The organism is uncultured Kordia sp. (assembly GCF_947496985.1).
Classification (GTDB): domain Bacteria; phylum Bacteroidota; class Bacteroidia; order Flavobacteriales; family Flavobacteriaceae; genus Kordia.
This window is the reverse complement of record NZ_CANMEZ010000019.1, coordinates 1-18,486: the sequence shown is the minus strand read 5'-3', so window position 1 is coordinate 18,486 and position 18,486 is coordinate 1. Positions and strand designations below refer to the sequence as shown.

The window sequence follows — 18,486 nt, the reverse complement described above, 5'->3', positions numbered from 1 at the left end:
GTTTGGTCGAGTTTGGTCGAGTTTGGTCGAGTTTGGTCGAGTTTGGTCGAGTTTGGTCGAGTTTGGTCGAGTTTGGTTATGTTTTTATATTCATGTATGCTTCATTAAAATAGCTTTGTTCAATATTAATTGTTATAAAAACAATGCTAGTCGGATAGCGACGGATAAGGTCGGATTGGGTCATATAATGACGGATAGCGTCGGATAAAATTGTATGTATCGTTATGCATTTTCTATAGTATTTCTAATTCATGTAAATATTATTAGAAAAAAAGTATGCGTGACGCGATTCGACGCGATTGGAAGAGATTCGACACGATTAGAAGAGATATGAAGAAAATATTTATAAAATTACATTTTCTTCTGTTTGTTGATGGTTCATAAACCCTCAATTACTATTCTTTTATTTTTTATTTTATTTACCTCTCTTTGATCATTATTAATTTTAAAATCAAGTATTATGAAAAAAGGAAATCTTAAATCGCTAAACCTTAATAAAAAGGCAATTTCAAATTTTAATGCAAGTATTAACGGAGGTCATCAACAACCCACCCCAACTTATGTTGTAGCTTGTACTATTCATCTCACCCAAACAAGTGTTAAATGTGATAGCTCATTTTGTGGAACTCAAACAAATCCAGGTACCATACAATCGCAATTCTTATCATGTGCTTGATATTAATTGAACATTTTTAAAATTCAGCGAACTTCGGTTCGCTTTTCTCTGTGTTTTTCATACTAGAGCAATCATGTAATTTTTTTAGTAACATCACTAAATAACTGTACGGAAAAATCAGTATATGACACTTGTTGCAAGTTGTTGCGACTTGTTGCTTTTTGTTGCAAACTGTTGCGAGTATCGCTCTGAAATATTCACAAATCAATGATAGACAGTGTTTTGCAGACAAGAAAAGCTCCAACAATAATTGTTGAAGCTTTTAAAAATCCGAGTACTTTAGTTTTACGATATATATAAAGAGATGTTACTCTGTAATTTTAAATGTTTTCATCATGGCGATAGCTTCGTCATAATATGTATCGAAATATTGTTGTTCTGCAACATAGTTTAACTGATATACATGGTCTTTTAATTTATAATATTGCCGTACACATGCGTATTTATAATTTCCGTGTGTTGCTTTATATGTAATAACAACACTTTTTCCATATTCTGTTTGAGCAGCATATTTTTTGAGATCACTGATTTCAGTATCAAACATACTTTTAAAATGGTTTTTAGCTATACTATCCAATGGGCTATCTGTTGGTTTTCTATATTTATATACTGAAACATAATTTCTAATATAATCCTTTCCTTTAACCATTAAATCATTTGGTGTAAGATTAAATATATCATGAAATCCATGAAACGTCCAATTGGGTAGTTTTTCAATGGAAAAACCTTTAGAGAGTCGGTCGTAGCGTTCTTTACTTTGTAGTTCTTTTTTTAGCGATGTACAACTAATAATTGTTGCAATAACTAAAACAAATAATAATATTTTTCGCACGATTCATTTTCCGTGAAAACGGATTTTTTTTAGTTAGTTGAAGTATGGTTACTGAGTTTATCGAAGTAAAGCTACTTCTTCTTAGAAACTTCCTCAGCCATCAATAAAGCATTATAGGCATTAACTATTTTACCAGACTTAGATAAGGAACTGAAGGGTACGAGTTCTTTATTGTTTGTAGTTGGAGGTTTGTTAACTTCCCAGTTGATAGCAACTCCTGAATTTAAAATAATAGTTTTAACTTCTAAAGCAGAAAGATTGGGGTAATAAGAACGAATTAAAGCAGCAATTCCAGAAACTACAGGTGTTGAATAAGATGTGCCGCTACTGAATCCATATACATTATTAGGGTATGTAGTATAAATATTTTTAGCTGGAGCAAAAATATCGACACTTTCTTTTCCGTAGTTAGAAGTATAATGAACTATATTTTCGTTTAATTCATGAGTTGATGCTCCAACTTTTAAAAGGTTTTTTAAAACTTCATTATTTTTTTCATCAGTATCGTTAGGATAATTTTGTTTTTCATCTAAATTTTCAGCTGCATTACCTGCAGAAGTAACTACTAAAACATCTTTCTCTTCAGCATATTTTAAAGCATCCATCACCCAGTTTCTATGCATTGAGAAATTCTTACTCGAACTTATATTGATTATTTTGGCTCCATTATCCACTGCATAACGTATAGCTAACGCAACATCTTTATCCTGTTCATCTCCATAAGGGGAAATAGCTACAGGCATTATTTTTACATTATTAGCAATCCCTTTTACACCTATTTGATTGCTTCTGTTTGCAGCAATAATTCCTGCAACTTTTATAGCGTGGGTATGCGAACCTTCCGAATTATCAGAAGTAATGTTACCATTTCCATAATTGATATCATTAATGTTATTTACATCATCATTTATAATTGACCTTTCTTTGAAATCAATATTTAAATATAAATTTAGATATCGTTTCTCTAATGCTAAATCAGAGATATCCTTAACACTATCTTTTTTTAATTTAATAAGTGCTTGAATATTTTTTTTAATTCTGCTATCGTTAGTTTTTAGATTCTGCAGATTTTCTAGTGTAAGTTTGGTACTAGGATATGTTTTTTCAAGTTGTTTTTCTAAAAAATCTTTTCTATTTTTTTTATAATTTATAGAGCTTATTTTCCTTTTAACATAACCAATTTCCTCGTTGTAAGCTTCTTTTGCTTGAAGATATAATTCATAATCCTTTAATTTTCCACTGTCAATTTCTTTTGAATTTTTATTTTCAAAGTTTTCATTGAGTTCTCTAAGAATTCTAACATATTCAAAATTTGCTCTATAAGTTTGCTCTCCATCTGAGCTTCCTAAAAAATTCCAACCGTTGGTATCATCAATGTAACCATTTTTATCATCATCAATACCATTATTTGGTATCTCATTTACATTTTTCCAAATAAAATCTTTGATATCTTCGTGATCTTTATGAATACGCATATCAAGAACTGCAACTATTACTATATTAGATTTCTTATTGAGTAATTGTAATTCTTGATACGCTCTATCTAAACTTATTCCTGCAATAGTGTCTTTAATAACATCCTTATGTTGCCAAGTTTGTTTTTCTACTTCTGTCATTTGCTTCAACTTTTTAACTTTAGCTGAAATCGAAATGGTTTTATATGTAGTATTTTGGTCTAACTTTAATGAACTGCAGCCGTAAACAAAACATGTGATAATAAATAATTTGAATATTTTGAAGTTCATATTAAAGGAGTGCATAAACTATTATTTTTAGCAGATTGACTTACTTTCGACAAATGAAGGGCAAACAGTTGGACATGACATGGTATACGTAGCTGGTGGGTTTCCATCATTTGGTTTACATATTTTTCTTGAATCTTCATCCGTGCCGGGATCTCCAGTATTATCATTATTACAGTTGTTAGTATTTCCTCCCATAATCGAACTTAACTTGCTTAAGTTTGCGATTTTTACCTTTTTTAATTTTAATGTAATTTCTCTTTTTTTCTTCATTGTACAAAAATATTAAATGATTAATTTCTCAGTAAAACTATTTAATTAACTTTATATATTCAGCTTATCTGATTATATCATTAGTATAAATTCCATGAATTCATACTTCTTTTTACACTGTTGCGCGCTACAGTATGCTTCTGATTTTCAAAGTTTTAATCAACAAAATTTCCTTTCTCAATTTCTTTTATAAAATATGAAGGTTTTAAACCTGTTTTTTTGTAAAAAGCTGTTGAAAATGCCTGAGAATTGGCATAACCTATATCACTTGCAATGGACTTTATGGTGTACTTTCTAAAAGTTCGATTGTCTCTTATACGATTTATGGCATAATTAATACGAAGGTCATTTACATAATTTATTGCGCTCTTTTCTTTATAGTGATTAATAATTTTTGAAACATATTTTGAATTAGTTTGAGTTTTTTTTGATAAAACCTTAAGGGTTATATTTGGTTTTAAAAACTCTTCATTGTCTTCAAATTGTTTCAATTTACTGAGAACTTTATCAATAATATCTTGATTAATATCATTTAAACTCGAAGACTCTTTTTTAAGGTTTTTAGAAGTTTTTTCTATTTTTAACCCTTCTTCCTTTTTAATTATTTTAATAAATTTTTTATAATCTTTTTTTCTTTTAATATAATTATACAATAATCCTATGAAAATTATGATAGCTACAATGATGGATAAAATTACATAGTTCATTGTTGTTTTATTTTTCTCATCCAATTTCTTGATGAGTTCAACTTTATTTTTGACTAATTCAACTGACTCAAATTCTTTATAAATAGCAGAGTTAAGACTCTTGTAATTTATATCTAATACACTATCCAGTTTCAGCAATTGATTTGTATAATAGAGTTGACTTTCTATTTTCTTTTCTTTTTTTGCATATTTAATCAAGTCCTTAAACCCATCTCTAGTATATGGAAGCAAATGTCCGACTTTGTTAAAGATTGAATCCATTTTTTTTAAGTAACGAATTCCTTCTTTTTCTTTATTTAAAGCAATATAGGACTTACCAATATACATATATGAAGCAGCTACATTTTTTGTAAGCTCATCTTTTTTAAGCTGAGAAATAGCTTTTTTTAAACTATCTATTGCAACTACATAGTTCTTTTTAAAATATTGATTGACCCCTTCTAAAAGAACAAACTTAGCGTAATAACTTTCATTTTCTATTTTCTTGGAAAGCAAGACTCCTTGTTGGTTGTGTATAGTTGCATCTTCTAAGTAATTTGCATAGCTATGTGTTACGGACAGTAAATATAGTGAAGATAAGTATGTTGTATTCAGTGGTCTTTTTTTGATGTAGTCCCACCTATCTTTAGCATATTCAAGAGCTTCTTTATATTCTCCAATTCTGTTTTTTAAAGCTCCTAAATCATGTTTAACCCGACTAACTAAACCTAAATTTTGCCCATTAACGGCTGCTTCATGTGCCAATAAAAGATAATCAAGTTGCTCTTTAAAGTTGTTTTTATCAGACTTGATTCCTGATTTAATGTAATATGCCATAGCTGGCATATAGTAGCCTTTCAAGTTTTTACTATAGTCGATAGCTTTGTCAATATAATATTCCTCTTTTGGTTCTTGAAATACAGTATAAGATAAGAATTCATATCCTTCTGCAATTAGCAAACTATCATTAGTTTTTAAAGCTTTTTTAAAGTAAGTATAAGCGTAAGTTTTTAGCTCTATAGATTTCCTTTTAAAGTACCAATTATTAACTTTATTTCTTAATTTGTAAAATGAATACGTTTTTAGAGAATCAGGAATACTAAAATTTTCTTCTTGTGCTGACAGTGGTGTGAAAATTAAGCAAATATTGATAATGAATACAGTTATCATGAATGACTTAAATCGATTTTTAAAAAAACTAATCATTATTTCTAATGTTCTATATTTCAGGCACTTAAAGTCTTTTTTTATTTGAATTCATACCATGAATTCAAGGAATCTATACTACTTTCACTTGTTTATTGATATAATTACTGCTTAAATTTACATCATCAAAAAAATCTGACAACTAAAATAGAAAGATTATTTACAAAAGAAAGAAAAGTTTTAATAAAAATCTACTTCGCCTATATGATACATAAAGAACAACGTAAAAAAATCAAAAAAATACTAGGCTACCATTATTCAGATAAAGTGTTGAAAATTTTAAAAGAAAAAGGAATCACCAATAAAAAGGGAACTGTATATGGTTCGTCCATGATTCGGAATGTATTTAACGGACTCAATGAAAACAAAGAAATTGAAATAGCGATACTAGAACTCTTTGTGAATACTCTTGAGGAAAAAGAAGAAGTAGAGAAAATTAAAAAACAATTATTAGATATGTCTGATTATTTATCTAATAAAAATAAATAAAAAACTCCCACTAAAAGCAGGAGCTTAAGTAAACAAATAAACATTTGCCTACGATCTACACATCAAAGATACATAATTTTAAAAAATATCACGGCAATTGTTTTATAGGGAATACTTTTCCTTTTTAGCAATGAGTAGTTGGTATAGAGATTAGAGATTGAGAAAATCTTAATACTACTATCTCACTTCTCATAACTATAGAACAAAGTCGTGAATGCCGAAAAACGAACGAGTAGGCATATTTAAAAAACCAATAAAATTATGAAAAACCAATTATTGCTGCTTTACAGACTGGCACTCATTGTACTATTCTCTCTTGTCTTTTCCAATTGTGAAAAAGATGAAATTATTCAACTAGAACAAGAACAATCTGCGTTAACTGCATTAGACTTTGTAGCAAAAAACGTTGACGGCGTTCAACTTTTAAAAGAACGTAAGGAAATAGATATACGCATTGCTGCTACATTTTCAAATACAAATGAAAGTGAAGATTATCTTAACTCTTCCTTGTACGGAGTTAGTATAAATACTTCTAATGTACAGGTAATTAGTGGAGACACTTTTGAAAGCTATACATTTATTGCACAACGTGAAGAAGCAACTCTTAACATACTTGAAAATTATGTGCTTACTGTTTTTAATGATGGAGGGTTTACGCAAATGCTCATTAAGTACCCATATACTATTGAAAACGGGGAAACAACATATCTTTTTACGCAAGCTACTGCGCAATATATAGTTGATACTAATTTATTACTAGCAGAATCTGACTCTCCATGCCCGAGTACATCAGAAGAAATTATTGCATGGGAAGATGGTGGTTGTGTTGCTGTAAATTGTGGTTTAAAAGGAAACCATAGCCCAGGCGAAGCGTGTCAAGATGGAGTGGTTCGCGCACATTGGAACTGCACGGGTGCATGGGCTGTAACTGGCTGTGTATACACTGGTGGTGGAACTTACACAGGAACAGGTACAGGTGACCCAAGTAATGCTACTACCAATGGAGGCGGAAGTACTACAGGTACAACTACAAATCCTCCTAACTATCCACCTACAGTTCCTATTATTCCAAAAACGCAATCATTTTTAGAAATAGATGGCTTAACACTTTCAATGAGTGAATGGTTGAATAATAACCCCACAATTAAAGAAAATCTAAGACGATTTTTAGATGATAATAATTGGTCTAGTGAAGCTAAAGAAGAAGTAAAACTAATGATTCAAGCAGAATCTATTCAAGCCAATCAATGGGACTATTCAAGAACTGGTGTAATCAACGGAAAACAAGCTTTGACATATATAGCTGCTTCAGAAGGATTTGATCAATCAAACGGAGGAGGATCATACACAATGTATTTACTAGAAAATGGTCATATATTATGTGAATCAACAACTAGAAGAATAATTAATCCTACCGATGGGAATACAATTGCTTCACAAGATTATGCGGCAGAAAATTATTATTACGTTCAAATAAATGAAATCGAAGGTGCAACAGATGACGAAGAAGAAGGATTAAAAAATAGATGGTATACCTATCGCATGCCTCCTAACACAAATACAGCTGATTGTATTTCATGTGGTATAGACTACTTATTTCAATTACTAATAGAAAACTCATTAGTTGTAGCAGGACGTTATGTTTTACCCATAGAAGATGCGTTAATTGTAATAACAGGAGAAGATTTTTATGGTGTTGAATCAAGTGCAGCTTTAGCAGGTAGTTTTTTAATAATAGATATAATTGGTATAGGGCAAGTTATAAAAATACTTAGAGCTGTAAAACACGTAGATGAAGTATTTGAAGTTGTTGAAGCCATATATCGTTATATGGATGAAGTCTACGATACACAAAAGGAAAATATTAAAAAGGTATTAAGAGGAGATATACCATTAGAAACAGGGAATACAATAAGAAAAGGTAACTTTGGAGAAATGGTGACTGATACTGATTTAACCTCTCTAGGCTATGAACCATTGCATAGAAGAATTTCAGATATTGATGAACCACTAAGCCATGGAATTGATGGGGTGTTTAAAAATCCAGAAACAGGTGAATATCTAATTGTTGAAAGTAAATTTAATACTTCTTCTTTGTCAACTAATTCGTTAGATGGTAAACAAATGAGTGATAGTTGGATTCTAGGAACTAATACAGGTACAAATAGATTAGCACTTGAAGTTGGAACTGAGTTAGCTGATGAAATAATTGAAGAAGGTTATAAAAGAATCATTAGTAAAATTTCACCGAATGGCTCAAATTATTATCAATTGTTAGATAGTGCAGGAAATATTATCGAAATTTGGTTTCCGTGATAATTAAAAAAATTAAAAATGGTTAGAGATATTATAAAAGACAAAGATTATTTTGAAGAAATAATCCGAAGAGATTACAGTAGACTCAACAAGAGAATAAAAAAAATTGAAGAAGGTCAAATAAAACCCGAAAGAGAAAACATTGTTAAAGATAGTATGTCGGGAACTTATAAAAACATCATTATATCTCGTTATTCTTTAGGTGATAATATGAGTTCTGCCGAAGTACTTTCGGATTATATGAATGCTGTAGAGTTAATGGATGAAACATGGACACCTAAAGCATGGAATATGTTATCTAGTGATTCCAAGCCTTTGGAACAATATACTTTTTCGAGTTTTTTAGATTTTTCACGTATGTTATCACTTGGAGTTTTATTGCCTATTCCTCAGCAGTATCTGTTAAAGCTTGTAAAGTTTATAGATGGAGATGAAGTTAAAGATTTTCTGTTTGAATTTTTGATACGGTATGCTATACCTCAAAGAAAAGTTATACAAGAAGAAAGTTACTCAGAGTTTTTTCATGTAAATGAACGATATGGAGTTTTGAAAGAAATTATAAATGAAACTGACAAATTGGTAGCACAGAGAAAACTAAAAGACTTTTTAGAAACAAAATGGTATCAATCTTTTAAAGGGACTCCATTATACAATCTACACGATAATCCACATAATATATATGTGGGTTATTGGTGTTTTCAAGCTGCTGCTATTACTAAAATTATGGAATTAGATGATAGTAGTTACAGAAACAATCAATATTACCCGAAAGATTTATTATAATGAAAAAACACACAATTTTATTACTACTTATAAATGTTCTGATAATAAATGCGCAAGATCAAAAAAAGCTAGGGTGTATTGTGTATGAGAAACATACTTTCATAGGAAATAAGCATTTAAAACTTTCGGACTCTATATTAGAAAAAAGAAAAGCAAAGTTTAAAAAGTTTGTAATAAAACATATTGATTCTGTTAATCCAAATAAGTTTATTAATTCTATTCCTAAAACTGAATTGGAAGTAAGCGGAGGCGATATAAAATGTTGGTATACTTTAGATTTATATGAAAATGTTTATGAGTCTAAATCTATATGTAGTAATGTTAACTACTCAAATAATGTAGAAAGATATCAACAGATACATAGAGAAACACTTAAAGGTAATTCAGTTATAAGAAATGTAGAAAATAATAGTTATAAAATAGGACAGAAATTTAACGTTAGAGAACTAGAACTTTCCCATAATTATGAAATTATAGAGAACCGTAATAAAACAAAAATAATAGAAGGTTTTCGATGTTTTCAAGTTGTTTTAAAACGGAAAAGTATAACAAACCCACACCTTACTGTTTATGATTATGAAATATATGTTACTGAAGAAATAAAACTTAACTATAATCCAGTGTGGAATTACAAAGAATTTCTTGGTAAATATTATCCTCTTGAAATTAAGAAAAAACCAAGAGAAGAAGTTATGTCACAAGTGATAACATGGAAGATTAAAAAACTTTATTTACCAATTAACATTTATGATAAAAAGTAAGTTTTATTATAATTAATAAAATGTAGATACTTTGTAGGCTACCTACATTTAGTTTTTAAAATTGAGACAAGCTCCATTATGTACAATAATAAGTGCGTTTTTGATGCTTCTCAAAATTGAATTTCACAAATTTTTCATAATACCCTTAGCCATGTTATAATAGCATAGCCTACTATATGCATGGCTTTTTCCCTTCGACTTAACTCAGTGTAACACCTGCCGAAATGAGGTTGTTGAGCCTGCCGAAAATATTAGTAGCCATTAACACTAATAACGTCACTAACAATGGGATTTAATAAAACAACTTTACTATATATCATTATCGTAGAAGTAGTACTCATCATTTTTGTTGCTATTCTATTTATACGAATGTTTCTAAAATTGAAACAGAAACCAAAATTGAAAAATGAACTCGACGAGGAACTGGAAAAGGAGTTAAAAAAATAATTATGAATTAAATACTTATTACTAAATACGCTAGGTTAGGTTTTTCTGAGGGGGAACACCTTTATCTATTACCCGTAGATAAGCAGGACGGCTATATAATCTAAATCCACCAATACCAGCAAATAAGTCAATAAACTTAAAGTCAGGATTTTTAGGAGCAGGAAACGGTATGTTTTCTTGTTGAAATATCAAGTACTGTAATGCTTCTTCAGCAACTGTATTTGATATTTTTTCTTCAGGAAATTTGTATTTAAATAAGTTTTTTACGTGTTCAATTGCATCTGGTTTATAGAATTGTGAAACTCCATTTCTGTGATTATGCAAATAATGTGTAAAAGCAGCTTCCGTATCTTTTTTAGATTCTATAAGTCTGATTTTGAATTTTTTATCTTCAAAATTTTCAATCGATATTTTTTCTTTTAGAAGCAATTTTGTTATGTTTAATTTAAGTTTACAAGTTACGGAAAATTTGTCATTCTACGGTTGGAAGAAAGCAAAGAGTGCCGAAAAAGGCACACATTGCTTTGTGCGGTTGGCTTTTTTTTAGCTTGCACCTAACGGTCTAGTATATGAAAAGTAGTGAGTTTTTACGCACTAACTTTTCGTTTAAGCATTAAAACAGCTATTTTTTATATATGTTGTTAGCCTTTGTTAATTTTAATTTTATTCCCATAAGGGTTTTTCTTTCTCTGATAAATTTGAAGTTTTTGAAAACCAACTTAAACCATAGCCAAAGAGTTTTGGCGGAAAACTTCTTATAGTATCCTTGCTGTAATCAATATTAATACTGCTAATCATTCCATTAGTTCCTATGACCCAATTAGACTCTACAGGTAATAAAGTCATATTTAAAGTATCACTAGTTAAATCTGGGCGTTGGGCGAGGAAAGGTTTAATTTGTGCAAAAACATGACTTCCGTTTGCAATTGTAAGAAACTCTGCATCAACAATGTGTTCAACAGTTTTTGTTGTATCATTTCGTCTTCGTGACGCCCAACCAATTTTTATTGGATTTCCTTTTCTGACATTAGAAATAAGCTTGTCTATATCTCCCAATATTTTATTGCCATCCTTGTCATTTTTATATACCAATTTCCATTCGTTAATAATTATTTTTTTTTCGTGTTTGTTTCTATCTTGAGTACAGCAAATAAAAGTCAGTGCTATTAAAATTGCTAAAAGTAATTTGTTATTCATATTGTTCATATAATAAAGGCTAACGGTTTCGGCTAAGGTTAGTACGGGATTAAATTAGTATTTAATTTCGGATTAAGCGATTAGCCAAAACTTTTTATTTTGTTTTATCTTTTTCTGTTCTAAAGCCAAATCAAAAGATTTGGTGGACTTTATAAAAATATACTAACCTTTGGATTAAGCACCAAAACCCGTATTAATTTTAGCCCTTGTTAGGCGTAGTCTTTTTTAATTTCATCATATCTAAAGTTATATGGAAATAAATCAGAGTCATCTTTCGAACATTTAATGAAGTGCCTATTTACTATAAGCTCAATTGCTTCATTTACTTCTAAACCTTCTTCTTTAAGTTCGTTTAAAGTCTCTTCTGATAATTGATTTAAATCAAATTTTCCATTGTAATTATATATGATTTTGTTTCCATTTTCCAAATCGAGTCTAAATTCTGTTTTCCATTGAGAATTGTTTCCCCAACCATTTGATAAATCTATAAATTTTCTATTATTACGTCTAAATGTCCAGTAAATTTTAGAATTATTCATCAATTCTAAATTATAGTCTTCAATTCTATTCGTAATAATTACTGCACTTCTTTTAATCAATAAATTTTTCAATTTAACAGAAGGAAATAAGCATTCAGTTATTTCAAAATTTTTATTTCCTACTTTTGTTTCAGCTATTTCACAATGAAAAGTGTCATATGTTTTGGGCTTAACAGTTTCAAGTCCTATTATTTTAATAAACTCGATATATTCATTTTTGGAAATCTCTACACCTAACCAATCTGAACCATCAGCATTGTTATTTGGGAGGAAATGTAATGTTAAAATATCTAAGAGTCTTGATAAAGCATATAGTTCACAATTTTTTTCATTTGATATATTCAGAATATCTGTTATTGAGTTAATAAATCTTTTATAATTGTAATTTTCAACCCAAGGTTTTAATAAGTCTGTGAAAAGTTCCTCACCTTCATAATCAAGTACTTGATAGTATAAATCTCTTATGGTAAATTCATATTTCATATTAATTTTATGGCTGGTTTTTTGATTACGCCTAACGTTCAGTATATGAAACGTAGCGTGTAAAAAGGCGCTAACTTTTCAGAATAACACAAGCCGAATTTTTAAATTTTACTATTTATCTTTTTTATTGGAAATCGTCAAATTTAAAAATTTGGCGACTTTCCAAAAGTGCCCAAACCTTAGTGTTAATAATGACTTGCGCTATTTTTTATATACATTGTTATGTGGCGTTTTTTAAGTCACTTTTCAAACCTAAATTTGCCAATATCAAACGTAAAGCAATTTTTCTTAAACAGAAAATTTGAGATTTCAAATCTTTTTCACTTATCGAATTTACACTTCCGTGTGTTAATTTATCTCGTGTTTTTTTTAGCTTATTAAATGAATATCCTAAATCTAATGGATTTATGTCATTTAATTTTAAAGTCTCTTCTAAAGGACTTTTTAAAGGCTTTATCTCGATTTTATTGATAAGACCATTCCATTTATCTTTTAGTAAGTCTATATCTTCTTTTTGCTTTAAAGACGATGAAATCAACTCAAATGCTTTTCTAAAGTTATCTTCTTTTGATTCTTTAAATATAAATTTTTCAATTTGTTGTTTGATGTTGAAAATCTCAATTATATTAAAAAGTAATAAAAATGAAGCGGTTAAATCTACTTCTCTTGAATGTAAATAATTATCTATTGCTTTATCGAATTGCTTTTCTTTCGTGAGATAATTAGAATACCAATCTGTTTTTAAAATTTTCTCAATTCGGCAGTTTTCTTCTAAATGATAAAAAACAGTCGAAAAGTCGGATACAAATGTTTTGTTGTTTGGTGAAGTGTCTCTATAAATAAAAATCTGCTCTTCTGTTCTGTAGGTTAACTTTTCGAATATTACTCTAATTCCGAAACAGAAAGATAAAAAGCTACATATTATCTCAAGAGACCTTTTGGTTTGTTCAAAACCTAAATCGACAAAATTATAGTTTATAGTCGGAATTTTTTTTACAGTAAATTGTTCACTTCCTCGTTTTTCATTGTTTGTAAATTCTAATTCTGGTCTAAAAGATATTTCTTTCGCGTCATAGAAGTCTTTCATTCCATTCATTCGGGAAATGGAAAAATCATTTTTGTCTTTTAAATTAGTAAAAAAAGAGTAAAATGAATTAACAATTTTTAACCCATTTTTATTCAAGAATGCTTTTCCTTCATTTACAAATTCCTTGTGTTTATTAGGAAATATTAAAGCTATTTTACTTACATAAATAGTGAAGTAAGTATTTTGGATATCGCTCTGAAACGATTGTGTTTTGTAGATTCTACTTTTGTCTAAAAAAAGCGCAACCTCTGTCCCAGTAATTTCAAAATTATCTTCAAAAAGTCCGTGAGAACCTTTTGATATCATAAAATTCCTGTCAATTTGAGAACCGACTTCATTGTCTATTATTTGAAAATACATTTCTTTGTCAGTAACAAATAAATGAGCGTGGTATGTTTCGGATGAAATTTTTTTATCCTTAAACTTTAATTCTATGCAGAAATATTCTTTCACTCACGATGTTTTTTTCAAATGCCACATAACGTGTTTGTGTATGATTAGTGGCGTGTTTAAGCACCTAATTTAGCAAATAAAAACCGATTAGAAAATCTGCGAGGATTTTCGTAAGTAGGCGAGTACTAGCCATTAATTATACACGGTGTTGTATGCTGGCTTTTATATTTCATTAATGTATTCAAATAAATTTTTCTGCACAAAATAGTATCCATTAATCCTTCCAGTATCATGAATAAAATCAAAAAAAATATCTTCGTCAAACTCTCCTATATCTTTTGCACCCAATAATGTATTGTAATTAACTTTTAATACCGTTAGGATGCTGTTATTTACACCTTTTTCCGAATATCTTTTTCGAAGCTTCAGTAGTTCAATAAAATTTTCAATTGAATCATTAGAGTTTTTGACAATAGTAATTTCACCTTTATCAAATTCAAATTTTAAATGATCGCCAATTTGAGTTGTATATTGATTTAAAATTGGGTTTCTTATTTCTTCACCTTTACCTGAACCAGACACATTACAAGAAGTGCAGGATGGTATAAGATTTGAATAATTACAAGATAAAAAGGGGAATTTGCTTTTTGGTAAAAAATGTTCTATCCAAGCATTTCTTTCATTAGATATAGTATCTGAATCACAATAAGGGCAAACATAAATTTTATTCTCATCCTTAAAGTTAGTTTTAAACATACCTCTTGTATATACTTTTCCAACGAGGTCTGTCCATATCCAACTAACTCCAAAAAACTTGTCATAAAAATAGTCTTTAAATATTTTTACTAAACAATTAGGATGCACTTCAGGAACTATATTGTAGTTGTTTTTAATTGCCTCATTGTTTTGATGAATATAGATATCAAATTGAGTCTCTAAAATATTTGTGTCGAGTTTTATTATATCTTTAATTAGAGGTTTTATTCTATCACTTCCACTCTTGTTTATATTTAATAGTCGACTATCCAGATTAGCATCATCGGTGAATTTTGATTCTAAAAAATTCTCAATCTCCAAATCATCATCTTTTGTTCCACTTTTTGATAACTCAATAAACAACATGAACATGCTATTAATTATATCCACATATCTGCTTAAAATTGGTCTATTTATTTCGTTAGTAACTTTCCACATATTCAACTAACTCTTTTCTCTAATTTTTTTATAAATAAGATATTTATATATTGAATTTCCAATTTTCTCATAATCGATTTTTAATTCATCAACATTCTTTTCAGATAAGGTAGATAGAAAATCTTCTTCAATTTTATTAGACCTGAAATCTTCACCGTAAAGTATTCTAAAAAGTTCTTCATAAGAAGCTAAAAATGTGTTTTCAGATATCTTATTTTCTGATCCATTATCTAGGTATATAATATTTGATTGTTGGACAGAATTAATTATTGAGTAATTATGAGTTGCAATCAATAAATGTGAATTATAACCAGAAAGAAGTACTTCAAATAATGTTGTTAATTGTCTATTCCAAACTGGATCTAAATGAAGTTCTGGTTCTTCAATTATTATTATAGAATCTTGTTCAATAGCATTTAGAATTGATAATGATCTTAATAGTAACATTTTTTCTCCAGAACTCATATTACCCAATGATATCAGCCTTCCATTTCTTTCGAATTCAATATCGTTTAAATAATCATATTTTTTTATAAACGAAGATTCTGATAACCTAAGCCATTTTTTTTTAACGGTTTCCCAATCTGAATCTCTAAATAAAACTCTATTGGTAAACTTAAGGTCAAATAAATCTAATAATTCTTTAAGCTCATTGGATTTTTTGAAGTATAGATTTACAAATCGAAAAATTCCAAGAGAAATAGAACCTAAATCATAATGGTTATTGCCATAAATATCTGTAATTGATTGTACATCAACTATTTCATCTCCTATGTAGTTAGACGGTCTTGAAATTGGATATTCACCATGAATTGAAAAGGTAGAAGTTACAACTTTAAATGGAAGATATTCACGTAAATCTTTATAAGTGATGTATGGTTTGTCATTGTTGATTAATGAAAAATGCTCTTGACGAGCATTCTTTTTTGGTAGTAATTGAATTTGGTCATAGATGCCTTCTACTGATACTGTAATTAAGTTGTTAAGATGTTTGATGCATATTTCTACTTCTTTTATTGTCCAATTTGTAGTATATACAATTTCAAAGTCGGCAGGTATTTTAGAGCCATACCTCTCAATATTATGAAATAAAGCAGAGATTAAACTCATTAAAGTAGTTTTTCCACTACCATTTCTACCAACTAAAACAGAAACGTGTAAGTTCTCAAAGTGAGAGTCAGAAACGATATCAGATGAAAAAGAAAAACTATCGTCCTTTTTAAACTGCTTGTAATCATTAAAAAAAGTTAGTTGTTTAATTTTCATATTTTATTTCAGCTTGCGTACAACGTTTAGTATATGGCAAGTAGGGCAGTAAAAAGAGATAAACTTTCGGGTTTGCACTGAGCCAAAACGTTGTATTTTGTTTTTAATTTATTCATTCTTAAAAGCCAAATCAACGATTTGGCGGTGATTGTAAATAAGCACTGAACCTACCTAAACTGCCGAACGCCCTATTTGCTATATACAGTGTTAGAATACGTTTTACTTATTCATTGCTTTTTTATAAGCTATTCCTAAGCCAAGTTCTTCTATGTTTACTCCGCTGCCAGCAATATCATTTAGATTCATTGTTTCAATTTTCATCTCATACTGATCTGTTTGAATTCTTGCGATTTTAAATTCGAATCTATAACCTAATGACGCAAGAAGTTTACACAAAGTATATCTATTTTTAGGAGTTGATTTGGCCCCAAATATTACAGCTTTTAATGATGTTTTCTTAAACTTTAAAGAACCTTGTCTTGGAGCAGTAATTCTTACTTCGTTTTCATATTCCCATTTTGCAGACTTTGTATGAAGTAATTTTTGCTTAACGTTTTCCAAATCAATTTTGTTTTTGCAAAATAAATCAATTGGAGCATTCGTATACTCAACATTCGTGTATGAGAAGTTTATATCTTCATCATAACTGAAAATATCTTCCTTTTTATCATTTGCAACTTCAAATTCAAAACATACACCAGTATGATTATTACCATAATGACCCCACATAACAGGACAATCATTTTTTAAACTACCACAGGTAACACCAATATTATTAAGGTCTATCAGTAAAAATACAATGTCCTTAAACATATATTTTTGTAATTGCAAATAGTTGATTTTTGATGCTTTGTCAAATATATTATCCTGATTGTAAAATGAAAAAATTCGAATTAAACTATCATCACTAGATTCATTAGATGAACTAAAGAGTTCCCCCTGTTCCATTATCAGTTCTAATATATTTTCATATTGATAGTTTTGAGATTTCAACTTTTCATCGAAATAGAGAATCTTCTGAATAGCCACTTTGTGTCTATTTATTTCATCTTTAATTTCCCGAAATAGTTTTTCGCCTTTTTCTTTATCTTCAGTTATTTGAAAAATTGGCCTTGAATCAAAAGGATCATTAAAGTTTCTTGAATCAGCAAAGAATATATCATTATTAATTAAGGTGCTAAAAAGCCATTCGTTAATAGTGAAGTACTTATAAATTCGAGAATTATCTTTTGTCATTTTATTGTTTTAGGGTATGTACTCTAACGTTTTGTATAAGATTAGTTGCGTGGTTTAAACACTAAAGTTAGCAAATAAATCACAGATAGAAAGTCCTCGCGGACTTTCGTAAGTAAGCTGTTACCAGCAATTAATTTTATACGGTGTTAGCTAACGTATTTTTGTCAGTATTTTGTTGTTTATTATAGTCGAACCTTTATCTGTTTTGTAACTTTTATCAACGAATAAAGTATCATTTCCGATTTTTAAAATTTTCCATAAATACTCTTTTCGATTTTTAGAATGATTTAAAGAAAAGGTCAAGTATTTATTCGTTTTGTCAAAATTCAATTCAGATTTTTGGTTAATCGAATCTTTAATATTCATTAGAATATCATTTTTATTAATTGTATAATTTAATTCTGTATTTTCTACCCAATTTCCAATTATATCGTTTAGTTCATACTTTTTTTTATTCCTTTTTAAGAGTAGAGTGTCTTTCTGTTTATCTTCTATGATAATGTAGTTATAGGTTTCTGAATTAGAAGATTGAATTATAGCAGAATAATTTCCCATAAACAGTCTTGAAATTGAGTCATTTTTTCTTTCAATTCTATATTTATCTACAGTTAATTTTAATCCATAAATTATATAAATTGAATCTAAAAATTCAATGTCTTTATCAAAACTTGAATTAACTATTTTGAAAGACTTTCCAGTCAACTCTTTGTTAAAATCAATAGTATTCTGTTTTTTTTGACAACTAATAATTGTTGAAATCAGAATTAATATTAGTATTGACTTGGTTGTTTTCATATGTTAGCTAACGTGTTCGTGTATGATTAGTTGCGTTTGCTAGAACTAAGTTAGTAAAAGAAAACGAACCAGAGGAAAATCCGTA

The 18,486-nt window shown here is 28.9% G+C and carries 16 protein-coding genes; 4 read left to right on the top strand and 12 right to left on the bottom strand.

Going from position 1 to position 18,486, the window contains the following annotated elements:
- Nucleotides 1–983: 983 nt before the first annotated feature.
- The 4 genes from Q0828_RS24295 to Q0828_RS24280 all read right to left on the bottom strand — a co-directional run bounded on the left by Q0828_RS24295 (nucleotide 984) and on the right by Q0828_RS24280 (nucleotide 5,379).
- Nucleotides 984–1,508 (bottom strand): hypothetical protein, encoded by a 525-nt coding sequence (locus tag Q0828_RS24295; RefSeq protein ID WP_298427956.1) that lies wholly within the window; start codon nucleotides 1,506–1,508, stop codon nucleotides 984–986.
- Between the two features lie 71 nt (nucleotides 1,509–1,579).
- Nucleotides 1,580–3,124, bottom strand: a complete 1,545-nt coding sequence (locus Q0828_RS24290) for a S8 family serine peptidase (protein ID WP_298427954.1) — start codon at nucleotides 3,122–3,124, stop codon at nucleotides 1,580–1,582.
- Between the two features lie 156 nt (nucleotides 3,125–3,280).
- Nucleotides 3,281–3,523 carry a hypothetical protein gene (locus Q0828_RS24285; RefSeq protein ID WP_298427952.1) on the bottom strand — a complete coding sequence of 81 codons (243 nt, stop codon included), beginning with the start codon at nucleotides 3,521–3,523 and terminating at the stop codon, nucleotides 3,281–3,283.
- 155 nt (nucleotides 3,524–3,678) lie between these two features.
- Entirely contained in the window at nucleotides 3,679–5,379 is a 1,701-nt protein-coding gene (locus Q0828_RS24280; protein ID WP_298427950.1) for a helix-turn-helix domain-containing protein, read from the bottom strand.
- 240 nt (nucleotides 5,380–5,619) lie between these two features.
- Here Q0828_RS24280 and Q0828_RS24275 point away from each other — a divergent pair, with 240 nt between their 5' ends.
- The 4 genes from Q0828_RS24275 to Q0828_RS24260 all read left to right on the top strand — a co-directional run bounded on the left by Q0828_RS24275 (nucleotide 5,620) and on the right by Q0828_RS24260 (nucleotide 9,764).
- The gene (locus tag Q0828_RS24275) at nucleotides 5,620–5,904 is read left to right on the top strand and encodes a hypothetical protein (RefSeq protein ID WP_298427948.1); all 285 of its coding nucleotides are present in this window, start codon (nucleotides 5,620–5,622) and stop codon (nucleotides 5,902–5,904) included.
- Between the two features lie 261 nt (nucleotides 5,905–6,165).
- On the top strand, nucleotides 6,166–8,220 hold the full coding sequence (locus Q0828_RS24270) for a hypothetical protein (protein WP_298427946.1): 2,055 nt from the start codon (nucleotides 6,166–6,168) through the stop codon (nucleotides 8,218–8,220).
- Between the two features lie 18 nt (nucleotides 8,221–8,238).
- Entirely contained in the window at nucleotides 8,239–9,003 is a 765-nt protein-coding gene (locus tag Q0828_RS24265; RefSeq protein ID WP_298427944.1) for a PoNe immunity protein domain-containing protein, read from the top strand.
- Nucleotides 9,003–9,764: a hypothetical protein gene (locus Q0828_RS24260; RefSeq protein WP_298427942.1), complete on the top strand. Its 762-nt coding sequence runs from the start codon at nucleotides 9,003–9,005 to the stop codon at nucleotides 9,762–9,764. Before Q0828_RS24265 ends, Q0828_RS24260 begins: the two co-directional genes overlap by 1 nt.
- Before the next feature lie 477 nt (nucleotides 9,765–10,241).
- On the opposite strand, the gene Q0828_RS24255 is transcribed toward Q0828_RS24260, so the two are convergent.
- The 8 genes from Q0828_RS24255 to Q0828_RS24220 all read right to left on the bottom strand — a co-directional run bounded on the left by Q0828_RS24255 (nucleotide 10,242) and on the right by Q0828_RS24220 (nucleotide 18,401).
- Nucleotides 10,242–10,640: a hypothetical protein gene (locus tag Q0828_RS24255; RefSeq protein ID WP_298427940.1), complete on the bottom strand. Its 399-nt coding sequence runs from the start codon at nucleotides 10,638–10,640 to the stop codon at nucleotides 10,242–10,244.
- A 234-nt stretch (nucleotides 10,641–10,874) separates the two neighbouring features.
- Complete coding sequence (locus tag Q0828_RS24250) at nucleotides 10,875–11,417, bottom strand: hypothetical protein (RefSeq protein WP_298427938.1); 543 nt, start codon at nucleotides 11,415–11,417, stop codon at nucleotides 10,875–10,877.
- A gap of 200 nt (nucleotides 11,418–11,617) precedes the next feature.
- Nucleotides 11,618–12,430, bottom strand: coding sequence for a hypothetical protein (locus Q0828_RS24245; RefSeq protein WP_298427936.1), 813 nt, complete (start codon nucleotides 12,428–12,430; stop codon nucleotides 11,618–11,620).
- Between the two features lie 220 nt (nucleotides 12,431–12,650).
- On the bottom strand, nucleotides 12,651–13,970 hold the full coding sequence (locus tag Q0828_RS24240; RefSeq protein ID WP_298427934.1) for a hypothetical protein: 1,320 nt from the start codon (nucleotides 13,968–13,970) through the stop codon (nucleotides 12,651–12,653).
- A 162-nt stretch (nucleotides 13,971–14,132) separates the two neighbouring features.
- On the bottom strand, nucleotides 14,133–15,104 hold the full coding sequence (locus Q0828_RS24235) for a hypothetical protein (protein ID WP_298427932.1): 972 nt from the start codon (nucleotides 15,102–15,104) through the stop codon (nucleotides 14,133–14,135).
- 6 nt (nucleotides 15,105–15,110) lie between these two features.
- The gene (locus tag Q0828_RS24230; RefSeq protein ID WP_298427929.1) at nucleotides 15,111–16,370 is read right to left on the bottom strand and encodes an ATP-binding protein; all 1,260 of its coding nucleotides are present in this window, start codon (nucleotides 16,368–16,370) and stop codon (nucleotides 15,111–15,113) included.
- Nucleotides 16,371–16,589: 219 nt separating this feature from the next.
- Nucleotides 16,590–17,606 carry a DUF2971 domain-containing protein gene (locus tag Q0828_RS24225; protein WP_298427927.1) on the bottom strand — a complete coding sequence of 339 codons (1,017 nt, stop codon included), beginning with the start codon at nucleotides 17,604–17,606 and terminating at the stop codon, nucleotides 16,590–16,592.
- Nucleotides 17,607–17,756: 150 nt separating this feature from the next.
- The gene (locus Q0828_RS24220) at nucleotides 17,757–18,401 is read right to left on the bottom strand and encodes a hypothetical protein (RefSeq protein WP_298427925.1); all 645 of its coding nucleotides are present in this window, start codon (nucleotides 18,399–18,401) and stop codon (nucleotides 17,757–17,759) included.
- Nucleotides 18,402–18,486 lie beyond the last annotated feature (85 nt).